The sequence below is a fragment of the Streptomyces justiciae genome (assembly GCF_015163075.1).
Lineage (GTDB): Bacteria > Actinomycetota > Actinomycetes > Streptomycetales > Streptomycetaceae > Streptomyces > Streptomyces justiciae.
Map to the genome: position 1 here is coordinate 404,705 of NZ_JADDXU010000005.1, position 19,863 is coordinate 424,567.

Genomic DNA, 19,863 nt, shown 5'->3' on the forward strand with positions numbered 1-19,863 from the left:
GCGGCAGTGGCGCCGGCTCTTGGACAGGGGGGTCTTCGCCCACCCGGCGAAGCCTGTCCAGGTTGTGCGTGATGTGCGTCAGGCGCGACCAGTGGTTGTCGCTCGGGGGTGATCGCCGGTGATCGGTGCGCGGTTCGCGCCTCCGAGTACGGGCGCTCTCCTTCCCGAGGACGTAGCACTTCTCCCATCCCTGCCCGGCTGAGCCGTCTGTTCGACAGGGCAGCCAGGGTCAGGAGATGTACGTCCGAGAAGGAGGAAATATGGAGTCCCAGGTGCGTGGCGGGACCAGATGGAAGCGGTTCGCCGTCGTGATGGTGCCCAGCGTGGCCGCCACGGCCGCGATAGGTGTCGCCCTCGCGCAGGGCGCTCTCGCCGCGTCGTTCAGCGTCTCCGGTCAGTCGTTCAAGGTGACGACCGACCAGCTCGACGGCACCGGCTTCGTCCAGTACGGAGCCATTGACTCGGGTTACACGCTCGACGGCAAGAAGACGGCCCACCCCGTCGCGGTCTCGGCCTTCAAGTCCGCGACCATCAAGAACCTGTGCCAGTCGGTTGTCACCCCTGACATCCCGCTGCTCGGTTCCGTCAGCCTCATCCTGAAGGCCGGCGGTGGCAGCACCCCGGTCGAGGCCGAGAACCTGTACATCGACGTCGAGGACCTCAGCGCCGACGCCACCTTCCGTGGCATCGACATCGGCGTGGCGGCCAAGGACGCGGCCAAGGGTCCGGGTATCGCCAAGGGCGACACCGCGAACCCGTACGGGTTCGCCCAGCAGGCCGACTCGGTCACCCTGACCGACGTGAAGCAGACGGCGTGGGCGACCACCGCCGGAACCTTCAAGCTCAGCGGCCTGAAGATGTCGCTGTCCAAGGGTGTCAAGGAGTGCTACTAAGCACTCGCTGACGGGCGGGGGAGCCGGTGGCGCCCCCGCCCGTCCACTCTCCGGCGGCTGTTCGCACCTTCTCCACAAGCGGCCGCACGACGCACAACTCACCACCACAGCAACGCCGTTACAGGGAGCTGTTTTCCATGAGCGCCGAGACTCCTGCCGTACCCGGCCGCGATGAGCACTACCTCCGGGTCGCCAAGCGGAAGTTCCGCGCCTGGCGAGGCACCCGGCCGTTCTGGGCCGGCCTGTTCGTCATGCTCGGCGGACTCCCCATCGCCTACTTCCCGTACGCAAACCTCCAGATCGGCCATCTGACGCTGGCGATGGCCACCACCGCGGGCGCGGGGTCCCTGATCATCGGCGTGCTGCTGGTCGTCCTCGGCATCAGCCTCTGGTTCCAGAAGCACGTCCGCACCTTCGCGGGCGTCGCGGCGATCCTGCTGGCCCTGGTGTCCATCCCGGTCTCGAACCTCGGCGGGTTCCTCATCGGCTTCCTCTTCGCCCTCGTCGGCGGAGCGATGGCCGTGGCGTGGGTGCCGGGCGAGGCGCCCGAGGTCCAGCCGGTCCCGGAGGCCGGTGCGGGAGAGAGCGATGCGCCGCAGGGCGCGGTCCCCACGCTCTCCAAGGACGCGTACGACGTTGGTGAGCCGAACGATCTGTCAGGAACGAGCCCGGCGAACGGGGCGAACGGGAGGCACAGTGCCGGCTGACGAGGTGACCCACGGGACTGATGTGGACGAGTCCCGTGTGAGAACCGGGCCGCGGCACGCGGCACCCAAGAAGCCGCTGTTCACCCGGTTCCACATGCCGGCGGGCAAGGCGATAGCCCTGGCGGCGATGCCGACGGCGGTCCTCATGGGGATGGGGTTCACGCCGACGCTCGCCAACGCCGAGGACCAGCCCGCCGCCAAGAGTCTGACGGCGGACGAGTACAAGGACTGCGTCGCGGCCCTGGAGGACGGCGCGTCCGCGTCGGCCTCGCCGTCCGCGAGCGCGAGCGACTCCGACGACAAGGCGACGCCGAGCCCTTCGGCCTCCGAGACGAAGGACGCGGGCTCCGGTTCCTCGGACTCCGGTTCCTCGGGCGGCGGTTCTTCGTCGGATTCAGGTTCCGACGACGAGGCCACGCCCACGCCGTCCCCGTCCGCCTCGAACGACGCGCAGTCGGGCTCGACGGCCACGCCCACGCCCTCGGCCTCCGAGAGCAGCGGCAATGTGCTGGACGAGATCGGCGACGCGATCACCGGGATCTTCACCGGCGGTGAGAGCGCGACTCCGTCCGCGAGCGCCAGCCCGACGCCGTCCGCGTCGGCCTCGGCGAGCGAGGACTCCAAGGACGACGCGGGCGACGCCGTCAAGGACACCACCGAGAAGGTCACCGACACGGTCGAGGACACCGTGAAGGACACGACCGACTCGGCGACCAAGGCGGCCGAGGACACCACCGACGCGGTGAAGGAGGCGGCCGGAGAGGCCACCGCCAGCCCGTCGCCGTCGGCGAGCTCCAGCACCGACCCGGACGACTGCCCGGTCGCCACGGACGCGGAGGGCGGTGTCGACAACAAGGTGCCGCTGCCCGACGACCCGTGGTACCTGAACGCCAGCTCGCTGCTGCTGAAGGGCGCCTCCTACAAGGGCGTCGTCAAGGTGAAGACGGCCAACGGCACCGTCAAGAAGGTGCTGAAGTACGTCATCTCCGACGGCACCGACATCGGCGACCTGCACCAGACGGTCAACGACGAGCAGTCCGGCAAGACGTACCACGTCCAGGCCGGCAAGGGCACGACGTCGACCATCCGCGACGGCGACACGGTGATGTACACGGAGTCGATCTCGGGCAACCTGCTGGGTCTGATCCCGATCACGTTCGACCCGGACAACCCGCCGCCGCTGGACATCCCGATCATCTACTTCACCAAGGTGAAGGTCGTGCAGGCCGGCCAGTTCGGCGGCACCCTGCACGTGCCCGGGCTGCATCAGTACATCGACTGAGCGCCCCTGCAAGCCCGTTCGGGAGCCGCACAAGCGCTGAGGGCGCCCCCTGTCGCAGGGGGCGCCCTCAGCGTCGTACAGCGGCCTGTGCGGCCGTAGCGGATTCCCTACGGCCAGCGGGCCTCTGCGGCCGTAGCGGATTCCCTACGGCCGCACAATGGGCCTTACTTCTCCCCGCCCAGGTGGTGGACGCGGACCATGTTCGTGGTGCCGGGGACGCCGGGGGGCGAGCCGGCGGTGATGATGACGATGTCGCCCTCGCTGAAGCGGTTCAGCTTGGAGACCTCGCCGTCGACCAGGTCGACCATCTCGTCGGTGCTGTTCACGAACGGCACGACGTGCGACTCGACGCCCCAGCTGAGCGCCAGCTGGTTGCGGGTGCCCTCGTCGGTGGTGAAGGCGATGATGGGCTGCTCGGCGCGGTAGCGGCTCAGCCGGCGGGCGGTGTCACCGGACTTGGTGAAGGCGATGAGGCCCTTGCCGCCGAGGAAGTCGGCGATCTCGCAGGCGGCGCGGGCGACCGAACCACCCTGCGTACGCGGCTTCTTGCCCGGGACGAGCGGCTGGAGGCCCTTGGAGAGGAGCTCCTGCTCGGCCGCCTGGACGATCTTCGACATCGTCTTGACGGTCTCGATCGGGTACGCGCCCACGGAGGACTCCGCCGACAGCATGACCGCGTCCGCGCCGTCCAGGATCGCGTTGGCCACGTCGGAGGCCTCGGCGCGGGTGGGACGGGAGTTGGTGATCATCGACTCCATCATCTGGGTCGCCACGATCACCGGCTTGGCGTTGCGGCGGCACAGCTCGATGAGCCGCTTCTGCACCATCGGGACCTTCTCGAGCGGGTATTCGACGGCGAGGTCGCCACGGGCGACCATCACGGCGTCGAACGCCATCACGACGGCCTCCATGTTCGCCACCGCCTGCGGCTTCTCCACCTTGGCGATGACGGGGACCCGGCGGCCCTCCTCGTCCATGACCTTGTGCACGTCCTGCACGTCGTTGGCGTCCCGGACGAAGGACAGGGCGACCATGTCGCAGCCCATGCGCAGCGCGAAACGGAGGTCCTCGACGTCCTTCTCGGACAGCGCGGGCACGTTGACGGCCGCGCCGGGCAGGTTGATGCCCTTGTGGTCGGAGACGACACCGCCCTCGATGACGATCGTCTTGACCCGCGGGCCCTCGACGTCCAGGACCTTCAGCTCGACGTTGCCGTCGTTGATGAGGATCTGGTCGCCGCGCGAGACGTCGCCCGGCAGGCCCTTGTAGGTCGTCCCGCAGATGGACTTGTCACCCGGGACGTCCTCGGTGGTGATGACGAACTCGTCACCACGCTCCAGCTCGACCGGGCCCTCGGCGAAGGTCTCGAGACGGATCTTCGGGCCCTGGAGGTCGGCGAGGACACCGATGGCCTTGCCGGTCTCCTTGGCCGCGGCACGGACGCGGTCGTACCGGCCCTGGTGCTCGGCGTGGCTGCCGTGGCTGAAGTTGAAGCGGGCCACGTTCATGCCGGCTTCGATCAGGGACACGAGCATTTCGTGGGAGTCGACCGCGGGGCCGAGAGTACAGACGATTTTCGAACGGCGCATGGGGCGATCCTATCGGTTTGTTTCGCCGCGGAATATTCCGTCTGGCGGAAGATACAAATGGGCGGCAATGCGCTCAGGCGTGTTACTGCTGTGTATTACTTCCGACCAGTGCGTAGGTCTGAGTAGCGATCTCCAGTTCTTCGTCGGTCGGTATCACGGCGACGGCCACGCGCGCGTACTCCGGCGAGATCAGCCGCGGCCGGTCACTGCGTACGGCGTTCAGCTCGCCGTCCACCGCCAGGCCCAGCTCCTCCAGGCCCGCCACCGCAGCCTCCCGCACCGGACTCGCGTTTTCGCCGACTCCCGCTGTGAAGGCGACCGCGTCCACCCGGCCGAGCACGGCGTAATAGGCGCCGATGTACTTCTTCAAACGGTGAATGTAGATGTCGAAGGCGAGTTGCGCCTGTTCGTCACCCTCGTCCACCCGGCGGCGGATCTCGCGCATGTCGTTGTCGCCGCACAGCCCGATGAGACCGCTCTTCTTGTTGAGAAGAGTGTCGATCTCGTCGATGGACATTCCGCCAACCCGCGCCAAATGGAAGATGACGGCAGGATCCAGGTCACCGGAACGCGTACCCATCACCAGTCCCTCCAAAGGCGTGAGCCCCATGGAGGTGTCCACGCACCGGCCCCCTCGGACCGCCGAGGCCGAGGCTCCGTTCCCGAGGTGCAGCACGATGACGTTCACGTCCTCGGGCGCCTTGCCCAGCAGCTTCGCCGTCGCCCGGGAGACGTACGCGTGCGAGGTGCCGTGGAAGCCGTAGCGCCGCACGCGGTGCGCGTCGGCGGTCTCGGTGTCGATGGCGTAGCGGGCGGCCGACTCCGGCATCGTGGTGTGGAAGGCGGTGTCGAAGACGGCGACCTGCGGCAGGTCCGGGCGCAGTGCCTGGGCGGTGCGGAGGCCGGTGAGGTTGGCCGGGTTGTGCAGCGGGGCGACCGGGATCAGCCGTTCGATCTCGGCGAGCACGGCGTCGTCGACGACGGTCGGGGCGGTGAAGCTCTGCCCGCCGTGCACGACCCGGTGCCCGATGGCGGCCAGCTCGGGGGAGTCGAGCCCCAGCCCGTCCTTGGCCAGCTCCTCCGACACGGCCTTCAGCGCGGCCTCGTGGTCGCGGATCGGCCCCGTCCACTCGCGGGTGGTGTCGGACTCGACGTGGGTGTGCTTGAGCCGGGAGGTCTCCTCGCCGATCCGCTCGACGAGCCCCACGGCCAGCCGGCTGCTGTCGCTCATGTCGAGCAGCTGGTACTTCACCGACGAGGAGCCGGAGTTGAGGACGAGGACGCGGGACGAGCTCACTGGGCGGTTGCCTTCTCGGTCGGGGACTGGGCCTGGATCGCCGTGATGGCGACGGTGTTGACGATGTCCTGGACGAGCGCGCCCCGGGACAGGTCGTTGACCGGCTTGCGCAGGCCCTGGAGGACCGGGCCGACGGCGATCGCGCCGGCCGAACGCTGCACGGCCTTGTAGGTGTTGTTGCCGGTGTTGAGGTCGGGGAAGATCAACACGCTGGCCTGACCGGCGACTTCGGAGTCCGGCAGCTTGGTGGCGGCGACGGACGGCTCGACGGCGGCGTCGTACTGAATGGGCCCCTCGATCATCAGATCGGGCCGCCGCAGCCGCACCAGCTCCGTCGCCTCGCGCACCTTGTCGACGTCGGCGCCCGAGCCGGACGTACCCGTGGAGTACGACAGCATCGCGATCCGCGGCTCCACCCCGAACTGCTCGGCGGTCGCGGCCGACTGGATGGCGATGTCGGCCAGTTGCTCGGCGTTGGGGTCGGGGTTCACAGCGCAGTCGCCGTACACCAGCACCTTGTCGGCGAGGCACATGAAGAAGACGGACGAGACGATGTCGGCGTCCGGCTTGGTCTTGATGATCTCGAAGGCGGGCCGGATGGTCGCGGCGGTGGAGTGCACGGACCCGGACACCATGCCGTCCGCGAGCCCCTCCTGGACCATCAGGGTCCCGAAGTAGTTCACATCGCTGACGACGTCGTACGCCAGCTCGACCGTGACGCCCTTGTGGGCGCGGAACCCGGCGTACTTCTCGGCGAAGGAGTCCCGCAGCTCCGAGGTGGCGGGGTCGATCAGCTGGGCGTCGCCCAGGTCGATGCCGAGGTCGGCGGCCTTCTTGCGGATCTGGTCCTCGGGGCCGAGCAGGGTCAGCTCGCAGACCCCGCGGCGCAGCAGCACCTCGGCGGCGTGCAGGACGCGGGCCTCGGTGCCCTCGGGCAGCACGACCCGGCGCTTGTCGGAGCGGGCCTGCTCCAGCAGCTTGTGCTCGAACATCATCGGCGTGACGCGGTCGCTGCTCGGCGCGGAGACCCGCTTGAGCAGGTCGCCGGTGTCGACATGGCGCTCGAACAGACCGAGCGCGGTCTCCGCCTTCCGTGGCGTCACCGCGCTCAACTTCCCCTCCAGGGAGAAGAGTTGCTCGGCGGTGGGGAAGCTGTTGCCGGGCACAGAGAGGACCGGGGTGCCGGGGGCGAGGCGGGCGGCGAGGGTCAGGACGTCGTCGCTCGGCACCTCGTCGAGGGTGAGCAGCACACCGGCGATCGGCGGGGTGCCGGCGCTGTGCGCGGCGAGCGAGCCGACGACCAGATCGGCCCGGTCGCCCGGTGTCACGACCAGGCAGCCCGGGGTCAGGGCCTTGAGGAGGTTCGGCAGCATCGCCCCGCCGAACACGAAGTCCAGCGCGTCCCGGGCGAGCCCGGCGTCGTCGCCGAGGAGCACCCGGGCGTCGAGGGCGTGGGTGACCTGGGAGACGGTCGGCGCGGCGAGGGCGGGCTCGTCGGGCAGCACGTAACAGGGGACGGGCAGCCGGGAGGCGTCGAGACGCTCGGCTATGAGGTCGCGGTCCTCGCGGGCGACCCGGTTGGTGACCATCGCGAGGACGTCGCAGCCCAGGCCGTCGTAGGCGCGGTAGGCGTTGCGGGTCTCGGCGAGCACGGACTCGGCCGGCTGCTTGCGGCCGCCCACGACCGGGATGACCGAGGCGCCGAACTCGTTGGCGAGGCGGGCGTTGAGGTTGAGCTCGTCCGGGAGCTGGGTGTCGGCGAAGTCGGTGCCGAGGACGAGGACGACGTCGTAGTCCCGCGCGACGAGATGGAACCGGTCGACGAGCGTCGAGACCAGCTCGTCCGTGCCCTGTTCGGCCTGGAGGGCGGACGCCTCGTGGTAGTCCATGCCGTAGACCGTGGCCGGGTCCTGGGAGAGGCGGTAGCGGGCGCGCAGCAGCTCGAACAGGCGATCGGGGCTGTGATGCACGAGGGGCCGGAAGACACCCACCCGGTCGACCTGCCGGGTCAGGAGTTCCATGACCCCCAGCTCGACGACCTGGCGGCCGTCGCCGCGGTCGATACCGGTCACGTACACGCTGCGGGTCACGCGTGCTCTCCAATCGCTGGGGCTCGGCGTCACTGCCATGGCTGTCATAAAAATCGCCCACCGAGGTGAGCGGAAAATCGCCCACCGGTGTGAGCGAAACCCTCTTGACAATACCTCTCGCGATGGTTAAGGCGCCCGTCAAGACGGGATGCGGCAGCGCGCTGTGGGACGTGGAACAATCGGACAAGGCTCACCGGTATCAACAGCGAGCAGGAGACACAGCACGATGCGCATCGGAGTTCTCACCGCAGGCGGCGACTGCCCTGGCCTGAACGCAGTGATCCGGTCGGTCGTGCACCGAGCGGTCACGCAGTACGGCGACGAGGTCATCGGCTTCGAGGACGGATACGCCGGCCTCCTGGACGGCCACTACCGCACCCTCGACCTGGACGCGGTGAGCGGCATCCTGGCCCGCGGCGGCACGATTCTGGGGTCGTCGAGGCTGGAGCGCGACCGCCTCCGCGAGGCCTGCGACAACGCCCCCGACATCGCCCGCGACTTCGGCATCGACGCGCTGATCCCGATCGGCGGCGAGGGCACGCTGACGGCGGCCCGCATGCTGTCCGATGCCGGTCTGCCGGTGGTCGGCGTCCCGAAGACGATCGACAACGACATCTCGTCGACGGACCGGACCTTCGGCTTCGACACCGCGGTGGGCGTGGCCACGGAGGCCATGGACCGCCTGAAGACGACCGCCGAGTCCCACCAGCGCGTGATGGTCGTCGAGGTCATGGGCCGGCACGCGGGCTGGATCGCGCTGGAGTCCGGGATGGCGGCGGGCGCGCACGGCATCTGCCTGCCCGAGCGCCCCTTCGACCCGGCGGACCTCGTGAAGATGGTCGAGGAGCGCTTCGCCCGCGGCAAGAAGTTCGCGGTCATCTGTGTCGCCGAGGGCGCGCACCCCGCCGAGGGCTCGATGGACTACGGCAAGGGCGAGATCGACCAGTTCGGCCACGAGCGCTTCCAGGGCATCGGTACGGCGCTGGCGTACGAGCTGGAGCGGCGCCTCGGCAAGGAGTCCAAGCCGGTCATCCTCGGCCACGTCCAGCGCGGTGGCGTACCGACGGCGTACGACCGTGTCCTCGCCACCCGCTTCGGCTGGCACGCGGTGGAGGCGGCGCACCGGGGTGAGTTCGGCCGTATGACGGCTCTCCGGGGGACGGACATCGTGATGGTGCCGCTGGCGGAGGCCGTGACCGAGCTGAAGACGGTGCCGAAGGACCGGATGGACGAGGCGGAGTCGGTCTTCTAGGACGTTTCGCGGTCCGGCTAGCCGGTGATCTCCTGGACGTTCGTCCAGAAGTGATCGACGATCCGGTCGAGGAAGTCCTGACCGGACGCGCTCGCGCCGTTGTCGCCGCCGCTGCCGCCCCAGCTGAGCGTGGCCACCATCTGCCCCTGGTACTGCCGGTGCAGCTCCTGGAGCGCGTCCTCCAGGAGTCGCCGGTCCAGGGGCACGAGTTTGGTGATGGGGCGGACGTAGGCCTGCCACCGCGTGGTGACCGCGCTGCGGAGGTGCTCGGCGAGGCGAGGCTCGCGCCCGGTGACGGTGACGAAGTCCGGCAGGTCGAGTTCGAGGAGCTCGGCGAGGGCGGCGGCCTGGCGTTCGGTGCCGCGCCAGTCGTTGTTCTCCTCCATGCGCAGATAGGCGAGGATCTCCAGGCCCAGGGTGCGGGCGACGTCGTCGGGCGCGAGACCGCGGGTGATGCGGTGCTCGCGCAGGGTCCGAGGCCGCCCGATGAGCTCACCCGGCGAACACCACAGCACGCCCGCGAGGGCGGTCAGCTCCGGGCTGGTCGGTGAGACCGTGCCGCGCTCCCAGGCGACCACGAGGTCCGGGGTGACGTACGGCATCCCGTACGAGGCCCGCATGCCGTAGGCGACATGCTCGGGCCCCATGTTGAGAGCGGTCCTGAGGCGACGGGCGGCGGGGGCGTTGAAGGGAGGGCCTGGCTGGTTCGGCAGAGCTGGGGGTCGGCGCACGGGGCACAACGTAGGGGCGTGCGCCGGTGGTGACTACGGTCTGTTCGGCCAGGATCACGGATTGTAGGAACGTACGGTTTCGGCCAGGGGTTCGGGTGTCTGGGGATCGACTGTCGGCGGGGTGGGGGTGGTGGTGAGGATGGCGCGGGAACGGCTTTCATGTGCTCGACCAGGAGGGCGGCGGCTTCGTGTACGAGGTGAACGGCAAGGTAGAGGGGCATATTCGCGAGCGCTTGCTGGCGCCGAACTTCTGGCACCTCGCGACGGTCGGCGCCGACGGAACGCCGCAGATCTCGCCCATGTGGGCGGATCTCGAAGGCGAGTACGTCATGGTCAACACGGCAATCGGACGCGTGAAGGAAGAGAACCTGCGGCGCAATCCCGCCGTCTCCCTCTCCCACCATGATCCGGAGAACCCTTACGACCGGGTGGAGATCCGGGGGCGGGTGGTGCGGTTCGTGGAGGGCGAGGAGGCGGAGCGGTCGATGGACCGGCTGACTCGGAAGTACATCGGGGAGGAGCGGTATCCGTGGCTGCTTCCTGGGGAGCGGCGGGTGATGTTGTTGATCGAGCCGGGGCGGGTGCGGAGGGTGGTGGGGGTGGAGCCGTTTCGGCGTGGGGTGTTGCCGGAGCAGGGTTCCTAGCACGGGGCGCGCAGGCCGTACAGGGGGTGTGATGGCTGGCGAGGGTGGCGAGTACAACGGGGACCATCTCGACTTCAGGGCCGCGGAGTTCAAGGGGACCTTCATCGCTCAGGGCAACATCCGTGAAGCCGCTGCCGCGCCCACGGCCTTGGACGCCTTGCCGACCCGGGTGAGTGGATTCACCGGGCGGGGCGAGGAACTGGGACGGCTACTGGAAGCGCTGGATCCGTCCGTGGCCGGTGGAGGCACGGAGGCGGTGCTGGTCGCGGCTCTGTCCGGACTCGGCGGCATCGGCAAGACGGCACTGGCCGTGGAGGCCGCTCATCGGGCGTGCGACCGAGGGTGGTTCCAGGGAGGAGTGCTCTTTCTGGATCTGCATGGGTACGACGACGATCCCGTAACGGCGGAGCAGGCGCTGGAGGCCTTGCTGCGGGCACTTGGTGCCGTACCCGAGCACATCCCACCACGGAAGGACGAACGGGCCGCCCTGTACCGCTCGTTGCTCGCCGAGCGTGGACGGCAACGGGGTGCGGTGCTGGTCCTGGCCGACAACGCCTCCGCCCCGGCTCAGGTACGTCCGCTCCTTCCCGGTGACGCGCGGCATCGCCTTCTGGTCACCTCACGCGGCAAGCTGCCCCAACTGGGGGGCCGACTGCTCACGTTGGGTGAACTGCCGCTGGACGAGGCACACGAACTCCTTGACCGCGCGCTCCGCACAGCCGACCCGGAGGACAACCGTGTCACCGACGACACCGAGGCAGCCGTACTGGTCGCTGCGCGCTGCGGACAGCTTCCGCTCGCCTTGCAGGTCGCGGCAGCGCTTCTGATTCTGGATCCGAACAAGCCGCTCGCGGAACTCGCCCAGGAGCTCGTCGAGTTCCGCAACCGACTCGATCACCTCAATGACGGCGAGCGCAGTGTGCAAGCGGCCTTCGACCTGTCCTACCGGGGCCTGCCTCCCGAGCAGGCGCGCCTGCTCCGACTTCTGGCGTTCGCCCCCGGACGCGACGTGTCCACGGACGTCGTCACCGCCCTGACCGGCGAGCCGAGCCCGCCGCTTCGGGCACTGGAGGCACTGGCCCGCGCGCACCTGGTGACCCGGGGCAGAAGCCGTGACCGATGGTGGCTGCACGACCTCGTACGGGCCTACGGGGTGGGTGTGGTGGCAGCCGACCCGCGACTCGTGGAAGAGGCGGAGCAGGCGCGCCTGAGAGTGCTCACCTACTACCACCGAACGGCACGCGCCGCAGACGCCCGCCTTCGATGGCTGCCTGGCAGACCCGAACCGGAGGGGTTCGAGGACCGGGAATCGGCGCTGGACTGGCTGGACCGGGAGCGTACGGGACTGGTGGCGGCCGTCCAATGGGCACACGAGCAACGCTACGCGGACCGGGCGTTCAGGCTGGCCGCACGGCTGGCTGCCTATCTGGAGTGGCGGCGGCGATACCACGACTGGGTCACCGTCAGCCGGGCTGCCTTCGAAGCTGCCTATCGAACCGGGAATCCCAAGGCGGAGGCGAGCGCGTGGAACAACCTCGGGAGTGCCTACCGGATGGCTGGCCGGCTTGAGGAGGCGATCGATGCGCACCGTAGTGCTCAGGAGCACTACCAGGATCTGGATGAGCGGCAGGGCGAAGCGAACGCCCTCAACAACCTGGGTATCGCACTGCGCCGGAAGGGCCGAGTGGACGAAGCGATCGCCGCTCACTCACGCGCTCAGGGCATCTACCGCACCACCCGCAACCCGCAACGCGAGGGCAGCGCTTGGACCAACCTGGGCATCGCCCTGCGGGTGGCGGGCCGCGTCGACGAGGCGATCGCCGCCCACCGGCGCGCTCGTGACCTGTATCAGGCTGTTCAGGATCGCCAGCGCGAAGCCAGAGCCTGGCAGAACCTTGGTGTCGCGTTGCGCGAGGCAGGTCGCGCGGAGGAGTCCGTCGAGGCGTACGGCAAGGCCCTGGAGATTCACGAGGACTTCGAGGACTGGTACCGGACCGGGCAGTGTCTCCGCAGCCTGGCTCACGTGTACGAGGAGACGCAGGGCCCCGGTCGGGCGCTCGAGTACTGGCTCCGGGCCGTCGACGCGTTCACCGTCGCCGATGCCCCGGCCGAGGCGGCGCGAGCACTCTTCGCCGCCGACCGAGCGGGCAAGGCACGCCCGCCTCACCCCTTGACGGCCCCACCTAAAGCGAACCCCCCGCCCAACCGCCGCGCCACCAGCACATAAAGCAGGATCACCGGCGTCGAGTAGACGACCGAGAACGCGGCCAGTTGCCCGTACGCCACCATGCCGCGGTTGCCGAAGAACTCGTTGATGCTCACTGCCGCCGGCATCTGGTCCGGGGTGAGGAGGAGCATGAAGGGGACGAAGAAGTTGCCCCACATCATGACGAACGAGAAGACGGTCACGACGGCCAGGCCTGGGCCCATCAGGGGGAGCACGATGCGGATCAGGGACTGGAGCGACGACGCGCCGTCCGTCCAGGCCGCCTCCTCCAACTCCTTCGGTACGCCGTCCATGAAGTTCTTCATCAGCCAGATGGCGAAGGGGAGTTGGGAGGCGGCGAAGAAGAAGATCGTGCCCTGGAGGGTGTCGATCAGGTTCACGCGGACGAAGAGTGCGTAGACCGGGACCATGATCGCCGTGATCGGCAGGCTTGTCGCGAAGAGGATGGTGAGGAGGAAGGGGCGGTTCAGGCGGGAGCGGAAGCGGGAGAGGGGGTACGCGGCGAGGGCTGCGCACGCCACCGTCAGGGCCGTTCCGCCGCCGCAGAGGAGGAGGCTGTTGAGGAGGGGGGTGAAGGTGATGTCCGGCTTCAGGATCGCGTCGAAGTTGTCCAGGGTGAGGCTGTCGGGGACTTTCACCTTCAGGTTCGCGTCCGGGTCCAGGGCGGAGAGGAGGACCCAGGCGAGGGGGAGGAGGAATGCGGTGGCTGCTACCAAGAGGCCTGCGTCTGCGGCCAGGCGGTGGGTGGTTCTGCTGGTTGTGGGCGTTCTGCGGGATGTCGGGGGCATGGCTTTACACCTCCGTCCGTAGCAGGCGTACGTAGATCATTGAGAACAGGCCGCCCACCAGCAGGAGCAGCAACGCCACCGCCGTGCCGTAACCGATCATGCTCTTCTGGAACGCCTCCTCGTACATGAAGAGGGGGAGCGTCTGGCTCTTGCCGCTCGGGCCGCCCCTCGTCATCACCCAGATCAGGCCGAAGACGGAGAGGGTCTGAAGGGTGATCAGCATCAGGTTCGTGGCGATGGAGCGGCGGATCATCGGGAGGGTGATGTGCCAGAGGCGGCACCAGCCGCCCGCGCCGTCGACCTCGGCGGCTTCCGTTATCTCCTTGGGGATTTCGTTCAGGGCTGCCGAGTACACCAGCATCGAGAAGGCTGTTCCGCGCCAGACGTTCGCGAACGACACCGCCAGGATCGGGAGCGTGAACAGCCAGTTCTGGGTGGGGAGATGGAGCCAGTCGAGGATGGCGTTCAGGGTGCCTTCCTTGCGGAAGAAGGCGTAGAGGAGGAAGCCTGCGACGACCTCCGGGAGGACCCAGGCGGTGATGACTATCGCGCCTGTCAGTGTGCGGACCGGTTTCGAGGCGCGTTGCATCAGGGCGGCGAGCGCCAGGCCCAGGGTGTTCTGGCCGAGTAGCGCTGAGACGACCGTGAAGACGAGCGTCAGCCATACGGCGTTGAGGAATGCCTCGTCTCCGAACGCCGTACGGAAGTTGTCGAAGCCGATGAACGACTCGTGGGCCTGGCCGGTGAGTTGGAGGTCGGTGAAGGCGATGTAGGCGCAGTAGGCGATGGGGCCGGCGAGGAAGAGGAGCAGGAGGAGGGTGGCGGGGGTGAGGGGGAGGATGCGGACCAGGGAGCGCCGGGTCATTTCTGGATCACTTGGCCGTCAGCGGCTGACTTCAGTTCCTCGTCGTAGTCCTTCGCCGCGTCCGCCACCGACTTGTCGCCCGTCGTGACGCCCTCCATCGCCTCCTGGATCGCCGTGGAGACCTTCGGGTACGCGGGGAACGCCGGGCGGTAGTGCGTGCTCGCCACCAGGTCCGTGAAGAACTTGATGCCGGGCTGGGCGGCGGTGTACGCGGGATCGTCGGCGACGTCCTTGCGGACCGCGATGCCGGAGTTGGCGACGTACCACTTCTGGGCGTTGGTCTTGGTCTGCATGGTCTTGATGAAGTCGAAGGCGAGGTCCGGGTTGGCCGCCTTGGCGGGGATCGCCCAGGTCCAGCCGCCGGACATGCTCACCTTGCCGGGGGCCTGGCCGTGCTGGGTGGGCATGTGGGCCAGGCCCAACTTGCTTGACCAGTCGGGCCATTCGTGGCCGCTGCCTTTCAGCCAGTCCTGCGGGAGCCAGGAGCCGTCGAGGTCGATGCCGAGCTTGCCGTTGGGGAGGAGGTCGCCGCGGACGATGGTCTGGATGTTGGGGTCGAGGGCGGTGGAGACGTCCGGGCCGAGCTTCTCCTTGTAGACCGTCTCTACGAAGGTGAGGGCGTCCTTGAAGCCCTGGCTGCCGGCGATCCATTTCTTGGTGGCGGTGTCGTAGAGGGGGTCGGTGTCGCCGTCGTTGGTGCCGTACAGGAGCATCTCGAAGCCCTGCATCGTCGCCGCCTCACCTGCGGGTTTGCCGGTGTAGACGTTGAGGGGCGTGACGTCGGGGACTTTCGCCTTGATCGTGCGGGCCGCGTCGAGGACGTCGTCCCAGGTCTTCGGCTGCCAGTCGGTGGGGAGGCCGGCCTTGGCGAAGATGCCCTTGTCGAACCAGAGGCCGCGGGTGTCGGTGCCGTCCGGGACGCCGTACGTCTTCCCGTCCTCGCCCTTGGCCGCCGCCTTCGCCGTGTCGATGAACTGGTTCCAGTCCGGCCACTTGGCGAGGTAGGGGTCGAGGGGCTTCAAGTAGCCGCTGGTGATGTCGGAGTTGATGAGGAACGTGTCCTCGTAGACCAGGTCGGGCGCCGTCTTGGGGGAGCGGAGCATCTGCTGGACCTTGGTGTAGTACTCCGAGTCCGGGGCCTTGATGGGGATCAGTTCGACCTTCTTGCCGGGGTACTTCTTCTCGAACTGCTCCTTGATGTCGGCGAGGTACTCGTCCATCACCTTGATGGAGTTGTCCGTGGACTGCTTGAAGGAGACCTTCAGGGTGTCCGGGTCGCTGCCGGAGCTGCTGCTACAGGCGGTGGTGAGGGCTGCGGTGGCTATGAGGGTGGCTGCGAGGAGTGGGGGGAGGGCGGCGGTGGGGCGCACGGGCATGACCTCCTGCGGGCTCACGTGGGGTGGGGCGCGGCGCGGGATGGGTGCCTGGTGAAGGTAGGTGGGGTGGTCTAGTCAGGTCAATGACTGTGCGTGGGATTGAGGGGCCCGGGGGCTGGAGGAGGTGGTTAGGAGGTGGTCGGCCTTGCCTCCCTTGATGTTGAGGATGAGGGCGCGAGGGCTTCGGGGGAGTCGGTGAGGGGGTGGTCTTCCTGGCCGGTTACGGCGCGGTGATGAAGTCGTACGTGGTGGTGGGGGCGAGCCCGATGGTCTGGGGGGAGTCCAACTGGGCTCGGTTCTTGCCGAGTTGGGCGCCAGCGTCGATGAACTCCGGCCCGTGTGTGCTGTCCAGCTCCACGGTGTCGAGGCGGGGGACGGCGGCCTCATGGGGAGGTGCGGGTGATTCTCTACGAGGGGCACGACCGGCACGCTCATCCTCGGCTGGCGGCGGCCAGTGATGTTCGGAGGGGGCGGCGTTGCGGGTGCTTGGGGGCGTGGTGCGGGCTTGTGAGGGGGAGTGGGGGTTCGGGGAGGGGCGGGAGTTTGGGGGTGGGACTCGGATGTGGGGGGCCTTGGCGGGGGGGGCTCGGGGGTGTTCGGGGGTGGGGTGAGGGTCGGGGTTACGTCGGGAGTTCGGCGGCCCAGGTGCGGGCTTGGGCGGCCTCCGTGGGGGCGCTGGCACGGGTGTAGGCGTCGGCGGCCTGGAGGTAGGCGGTGCGGGCCTCGGCGGGGCGGTGGGCGTCCTCGTGAGCGCGGGCCAGGTTCTGCAGGGTCTGCCCCTCGCCGTACCAGTCCTCGAACCCCCGGCAGATCTCCACGTCCTTGCCATACGCCTCGATCGCCTCCTCCGCCCGGCCTGCCACCCGCAGGGCGAGGCCGAGGTTGTGCCACGCCATGCCCTCCCGGTGGCGGTCGCCGGTGGCCTGGTACAGATCGCGGGCGCGGATGTGGGCCTCGATCGCCTCCTCCGCCCGGCCCGCGTCCTGGAGGGCGAGGCCGAGGCCGGTCGACGCGTCGGCCTCGCCGCGACGCTCCCCGGCGGCCCGGCACAGGTCGCGGGCGCGGGTATGGGCCTCGATCGCCTCCTCCGCCCGGCCCGTCTCGCGCAGGGCGAGGCCGAGGTTGGTCCACGCGTCGGCCTCGCCGCGACGCTCCCCGGCGGCCCAGTACAGATCGCGGGCCCGGGTGTGCGCCTCAACCGCCTTCCCCGCCCGATCCGTCTCCCGCAGGGCGGCGCCGAGGTTGTTCCACGCGTCGGCCTCGCCGACCAGGTTCCCGGTCCGCTGCGCGGCCACCGCTGCCGCCTGCGCGACCGCGACCCCGTCGTCGAAATACCGCCGCCAGAGCAGGTACTCCGCCAGGCACAGAGCCAGCCACGCCCCCATGGCCGCGTACCGTTCCTCGCGCGCCCACCCCACCGCCGCCACCAGACCGGCCCGCTCCCCGTCGAACCACGCAAACGCGGCGGCCCGGTCCCCGAACCGCTCCGGCACCGGCATGCCCGGCAGCCACCGCAACCGGTCATCCGCCGCATCCGCCAACCGGCAGTAGAACTCCAGCACCCGCACCCGAGCCGCCTCCCCCTCCTCTCGCAACCCGGTGTCCCCCGCCGCCACACCCGCCCCGAACGCCCGCACCAAGTCGTGCAACCGCCACCGCGAAGCGCAGGCCGAGCGATCAACGTCCCGCACCGGCGTGACGAGATGAGTCGCGGCGAGATCCTCCAGCAGCGACAGCGCAGCCCCCATGTCGAGATCGGTCAGCGCGGCGATGGCTTCCGTCCCCGTCTCCGCGCCCGGCGCCAGGCAAAGCAGTCGCAGCAGCCGTGCCTGGTCGGCCGGCAGCCGTCGGTACGACGCCTCCAACACAGGTCGCAGAACGAGCGAGCGACCATACAGATCCGTACCGGGACTGCCACCGTCGAGAACCGAGGTCGGGTCCCCGGCCTCCCGGATCTCGGCCACCAAGGAGGCGATGTCCCGATTCCGTCGCCGACGCAGCACCCCCGCGGCGATCTGGAGCGCCAGCGGCAAGTGGCCGCACAGGTCGACCAGTTCACGCAGCGCCTCGGGTTCCCGCGCCGCGCGATCGTCGCGTTCGTCGGTGTCGTGCAAGGCTCGCTTCACCAGCGCCACGGAGTCGTCCGGGGCAAGGGTCTCCAGGTCGATGAGGCGGATCGGCAGCGCGTTGGGACGGTCCCGGGACGTGATGAGCACCCTGTGGTGGTCAGTGCCGGGCAGCAGCGGCAGGTACTGCGACGGATCCGACGCATTGTCCAGGATCAGCAGCGTCCGCTCCCGGCGCATGGCAAACAGCTCACGATACGCGTCGTACTGGCGCTCGGTCGTCGGCGGCAGATCCCGGTCCCGTACGCCGAGTGCGTCCAGGAGGGCCAGTACCGCCTGATCGGCCGTGACCGGATCCTCGTCGTAGCCACGCAGGTCCACGAACAGCGTCCCGCCCGGGAACCAGCCCTTCGCTCGCGCCTGGTGGGCCGTCTCCACCGCCAGCGCTGTCTTGCCGATGCCGCCCATGCCGGTGACGGCGAAGATGAGCAGCGGGAGGGCCGTCGCGTCGTCGGTCGGGGCCAAGTGGGGTAGCAGGCGGCCCAGTTCCGCCGAGCGGCCCGTGAAACCCGGCGGGCGCAGCGGCAACGTCGCCGTGGCGCGCGGGACCGGGCCGTGGGCCGTACCCCTACCGCTGCTCGGTTCTCTTCCCGGTGACGGGGCCGTAGAAGGTGCCGCCCCGGAAGTCGATGTGGTCTCCGCCGTACGTGGCTCCGCCCTCCCCGCGTGCATGGGGACCCTCCTGGTCGGAGGAACCGCCACGCGGTCCGTGCCTGCGCAGCACCGCCACCGTCACCGCAGCAGCCTGCCGCGCGGCGAGCGGCTGGGAACCCTTGGCATCTGCCTTGTGCTTGTCGGCGTTGGCATGGTCACTGATGCCACGCACGACCAAGGAGTCCAACCGGCCGTTCAGATGGGCGGCTTGAGTCGCTCCGTAGCCCTCCATCTCGATCGCCGCCGCGTCGTTGTAGTTCCGGCGGATGAACTTCGCGATCTCGGAATCGGCGTCCGCCAGGACCACATCGCCCGTCGCGATCGGCGCGAAGTGCGGCCGTACGTCGGGCATGTCCCGGACCGCGAAACGGGCCGCCTGCTCCAGCGCGTGCGAACCCGGCAACGACTTCGGGCGGACCAAGAAGCCCTCTGGCGCCTGCTTGCCACCGTGGATCTCGTACACCTGCGTGCCTACGACGACGTCTCCGATCTCGACGTCGTCCTTCAATCCGCCGGCGACACCTACGAAGAACACGGCCTCTGGGCGCAGCCAGTCGATGAGCTGCGTAGTGAGCGCGGCGGCCCGGTCGGCGCCCACGCCCAGTTCGGCGAGGGCGACCTGCCATGCGGTGCCCGGCAGTTGGCCCTGCTCGATACGGGTTCCGTCGCGATGTGTTCGCTCTCGGCGCTCCTCGATGTGCGCGCGTACGGCGGCGTATTCGAGGGGGAGCGCGGTCAGGATCAGAGCGGTGGATACGGTCTCGGGCACACTCATAAGGTACGCCGGGGGAAGGGGAAAGCGTGGCTGAACAGGACGTCACCGTCGGGCAGTTGCTGCTCGCCGAGTATCAGACCATCAAGGACGAGCAGAAGGCGCGGATTGGGTTCCGGGACAACCTGCTCTATGTGACGTTGACCGTCGTGGCCGCCGTCATCGCCGCCGCCGCGCAGGCCAAGCAGGCGTCGATGCTGCTGGCGTTGCCGCCGGTGTGTGTCGTGCTCGGGTGGACGTATCTCGTGAACGACCAGAAGATCTCCGCGATTGGGGCCTATGTGCGGAGTGAACTCGCGCCGAAGCTGGCTGAGTTGGCCAAGCCGGGGGGTGGGGTGCAGGCGTTCGGGTGGGAGATCGCTCATCGGGGGGATACGCGGCGGGGGTCGCGGAAGGCTGTGCAGTTGGCGGTGGATCTGCTGGCGTTCTGCGGGGTGCCGTTGGCTGCGCTGGTCGTCTTCTGGGCTTCGGGAGGCAGCGGGCTGCTCGTTGCCCTGTCCGGGTTGGAGGCGCTCGCCGTGGGTGGGCTCGCCTCGCAGGTGGTGTGGTACGCGAACGGGGCGTGAACTC

The 19,863-nt window shown here is 69.1% G+C and carries 17 protein-coding genes; 7 read left to right on the forward strand and 10 right to left on the reverse strand.

What is annotated here, in order from left to right; all coding sequences use genetic code 11:
- Positions 1-260: 260 nt before the first annotated feature.
- The 3 genes from IQ210_RS17200 to IQ210_RS17210 all read left to right on the forward strand — a co-directional run bounded on the left by IQ210_RS17200 (position 261) and on the right by IQ210_RS17210 (position 2,882).
- Positions 261-893, forward strand: a complete 633-nt coding sequence (locus IQ210_RS17200; RefSeq protein WP_109496011.1) for a DUF6230 family protein — start codon at positions 261-263, stop codon at positions 891-893.
- Positions 894-1,030: 137 nt separating this feature from the next.
- Positions 1,031-1,600, forward strand: coding sequence for a DUF6114 domain-containing protein (locus IQ210_RS17205; protein ID WP_194079878.1), 570 nt, complete (start codon positions 1,031-1,033; stop codon positions 1,598-1,600).
- Entirely contained in the window at positions 1,590-2,882 is a 1,293-nt protein-coding gene (locus tag IQ210_RS17210) for a hypothetical protein (RefSeq protein ID WP_194079879.1), read from the forward strand. The genes IQ210_RS17205 and IQ210_RS17210 overlap by 11 nt, the downstream gene beginning before the upstream one ends.
- A gap of 164 nt (positions 2,883-3,046) precedes the next feature.
- On the opposite strand, the gene pyk is transcribed toward IQ210_RS17210, so the two are convergent.
- The 3 genes from pyk to pta all read right to left on the reverse strand — a co-directional run bounded on the left by pyk (position 3,047) and on the right by pta (position 7,858).
- Positions 3,047-4,471: a pyruvate kinase gene (pyk, locus tag IQ210_RS17215; protein ID WP_194079880.1), complete on the reverse strand. Its 1,425-nt coding sequence runs from the start codon at positions 4,469-4,471 to the stop codon at positions 3,047-3,049.
- An 82-nt stretch (positions 4,472-4,553) separates the two neighbouring features.
- On the reverse strand, positions 4,554-5,768 hold the full coding sequence (locus tag IQ210_RS17220) for an acetate kinase (RefSeq protein ID WP_194079881.1): 1,215 nt from the start codon (positions 5,766-5,768) through the stop codon (positions 4,554-4,556).
- Entirely contained in the window at positions 5,765-7,858 is a 2,094-nt protein-coding gene (pta, locus tag IQ210_RS17225) for a phosphate acetyltransferase (RefSeq protein WP_194079882.1), read from the reverse strand. The genes IQ210_RS17220 and pta overlap by 4 nt, the downstream gene beginning before the upstream one ends.
- A 226-nt stretch (positions 7,859-8,084) precedes the next feature.
- Here pta and IQ210_RS17230 point away from each other — a divergent pair, with 226 nt between their 5' ends.
- A complete protein-coding gene (locus IQ210_RS17230; RefSeq protein WP_194079883.1) occupies positions 8,085-9,110 on the forward strand; it encodes an ATP-dependent 6-phosphofructokinase in 1,026 nt (341 codons plus the stop codon).
- Positions 9,111-9,127: 17 nt separating this feature from the next.
- Here the strand turns inward: IQ210_RS17230 and IQ210_RS17235 are convergent, their stop codons facing one another.
- Complete coding sequence (locus IQ210_RS17235) at positions 9,128-9,841, reverse strand: helix-turn-helix domain-containing protein (protein WP_194079884.1); 714 nt, start codon at positions 9,839-9,841, stop codon at positions 9,128-9,130.
- Positions 9,842-10,002: 161 nt separating this feature from the next.
- On the opposite strand from IQ210_RS17235, the gene IQ210_RS17240 reads away from it, so the two are divergent.
- Positions 10,003-10,485, forward strand: a complete 483-nt coding sequence (locus tag IQ210_RS17240) for a PPOX class F420-dependent oxidoreductase (RefSeq protein ID WP_256783081.1) — start codon at positions 10,003-10,005, stop codon at positions 10,483-10,485.
- 31 nt (positions 10,486-10,516) lie between these two features.
- On the forward strand, positions 10,517-12,712 hold the full coding sequence (locus IQ210_RS17245) for a tetratricopeptide repeat protein (protein WP_194079885.1): 2,196 nt from the start codon (positions 10,517-10,519) through the stop codon (positions 12,710-12,712).
- On the opposite strand, the gene IQ210_RS17250 is transcribed toward IQ210_RS17245, so the two are convergent.
- The 6 genes from IQ210_RS17250 to IQ210_RS17275 all read right to left on the reverse strand — a co-directional run bounded on the left by IQ210_RS17250 (position 12,649) and on the right by IQ210_RS17275 (position 19,296).
- Complete coding sequence (locus tag IQ210_RS17250; RefSeq protein ID WP_194079886.1) at positions 12,649-13,500, reverse strand: carbohydrate ABC transporter permease; 852 nt, start codon at positions 13,498-13,500, stop codon at positions 12,649-12,651. The two genes, IQ210_RS17245 and IQ210_RS17250, sit on opposite strands and share 64 nt — an antisense overlap.
- Before the next feature lie 4 nt (positions 13,501-13,504).
- Entirely contained in the window at positions 13,505-14,365 is an 861-nt protein-coding gene (locus IQ210_RS17255; protein ID WP_194079887.1) for a carbohydrate ABC transporter permease, read from the reverse strand.
- Positions 14,362-15,741 (reverse strand): extracellular solute-binding protein, encoded by a 1,380-nt coding sequence (locus IQ210_RS17260; RefSeq protein WP_194079888.1) that lies wholly within the window; start codon positions 15,739-15,741, stop codon positions 14,362-14,364. The genes IQ210_RS17255 and IQ210_RS17260 overlap by 4 nt, the downstream gene beginning before the upstream one ends.
- A gap of 220 nt (positions 15,742-15,961) precedes the next feature.
- Positions 15,962-16,099: a hypothetical protein gene (locus IQ210_RS17265; RefSeq protein ID WP_194079889.1), complete on the reverse strand. Its 138-nt coding sequence runs from the start codon at positions 16,097-16,099 to the stop codon at positions 15,962-15,964.
- A gap of 262 nt (positions 16,100-16,361) precedes the next feature.
- Positions 16,362-18,332: a tetratricopeptide repeat protein gene (locus tag IQ210_RS17270; RefSeq protein WP_228047870.1), complete on the reverse strand. Its 1,971-nt coding sequence runs from the start codon at positions 18,330-18,332 to the stop codon at positions 16,362-16,364.
- A 103-nt stretch (positions 18,333-18,435) separates the two neighbouring features.
- A complete protein-coding gene (locus tag IQ210_RS17275) occupies positions 18,436-19,296 on the reverse strand; it encodes a 5'-methylthioadenosine/S-adenosylhomocysteine nucleosidase (RefSeq protein ID WP_194079890.1) in 861 nt (286 codons plus the stop codon).
- A gap of 26 nt (positions 19,297-19,322) precedes the next feature.
- Here IQ210_RS17275 and IQ210_RS17280 point away from each other — a divergent pair, with 26 nt between their 5' ends.
- Positions 19,323-19,859, forward strand: coding sequence for a hypothetical protein (locus tag IQ210_RS17280; RefSeq protein WP_194079891.1), 537 nt, complete (start codon positions 19,323-19,325; stop codon positions 19,857-19,859).
- Positions 19,860-19,863 lie beyond the last annotated feature (4 nt).

Coding starts and splice junctions, on each gene's coding strand:
- IQ210_RS17275 (WP_194079890.1), bottom strand. CDS start 19,296: ATGAGTGTGCCCGAGACCGTATCCACCGCTCTGATCCTGACCGCGCTC.
- pyk (WP_194079880.1), bottom strand. CDS start 4,471: ATGCGCCGTTCGAAAATCGTCTGTACTCTCGGCCCCGCGGTCGACTCC.
- IQ210_RS17255 (WP_194079887.1), bottom strand. CDS start 14,365: ATGACCCGGCGCTCCCTGGTCCGCATCCTCCCCCTCACCCCCGCCACC.
- IQ210_RS17205 (WP_194079878.1), top strand. CDS start 1,031: ATGAGCGCCGAGACTCCTGCCGTACCCGGCCGCGATGAGCACTACCTC.
- IQ210_RS17245 (WP_194079885.1), top strand. CDS start 10,517: ATGGCTGGCGAGGGTGGCGAGTACAACGGGGACCATCTCGACTTCAGG.
- IQ210_RS17230 (WP_194079883.1), top strand. CDS start 8,085: ATGCGCATCGGAGTTCTCACCGCAGGCGGCGACTGCCCTGGCCTGAAC.
- IQ210_RS17250 (WP_194079886.1), bottom strand. CDS start 13,500: ATGCCCCCGACATCCCGCAGAACGCCCACAACCAGCAGAACCACCCAC.
- IQ210_RS17200 (WP_109496011.1), top strand. CDS start 261: ATGGAGTCCCAGGTGCGTGGCGGGACCAGATGGAAGCGGTTCGCCGTC.
- IQ210_RS17260 (WP_194079888.1), bottom strand. CDS start 15,741: ATGCCCGTGCGCCCCACCGCCGCCCTCCCCCCACTCCTCGCAGCCACC.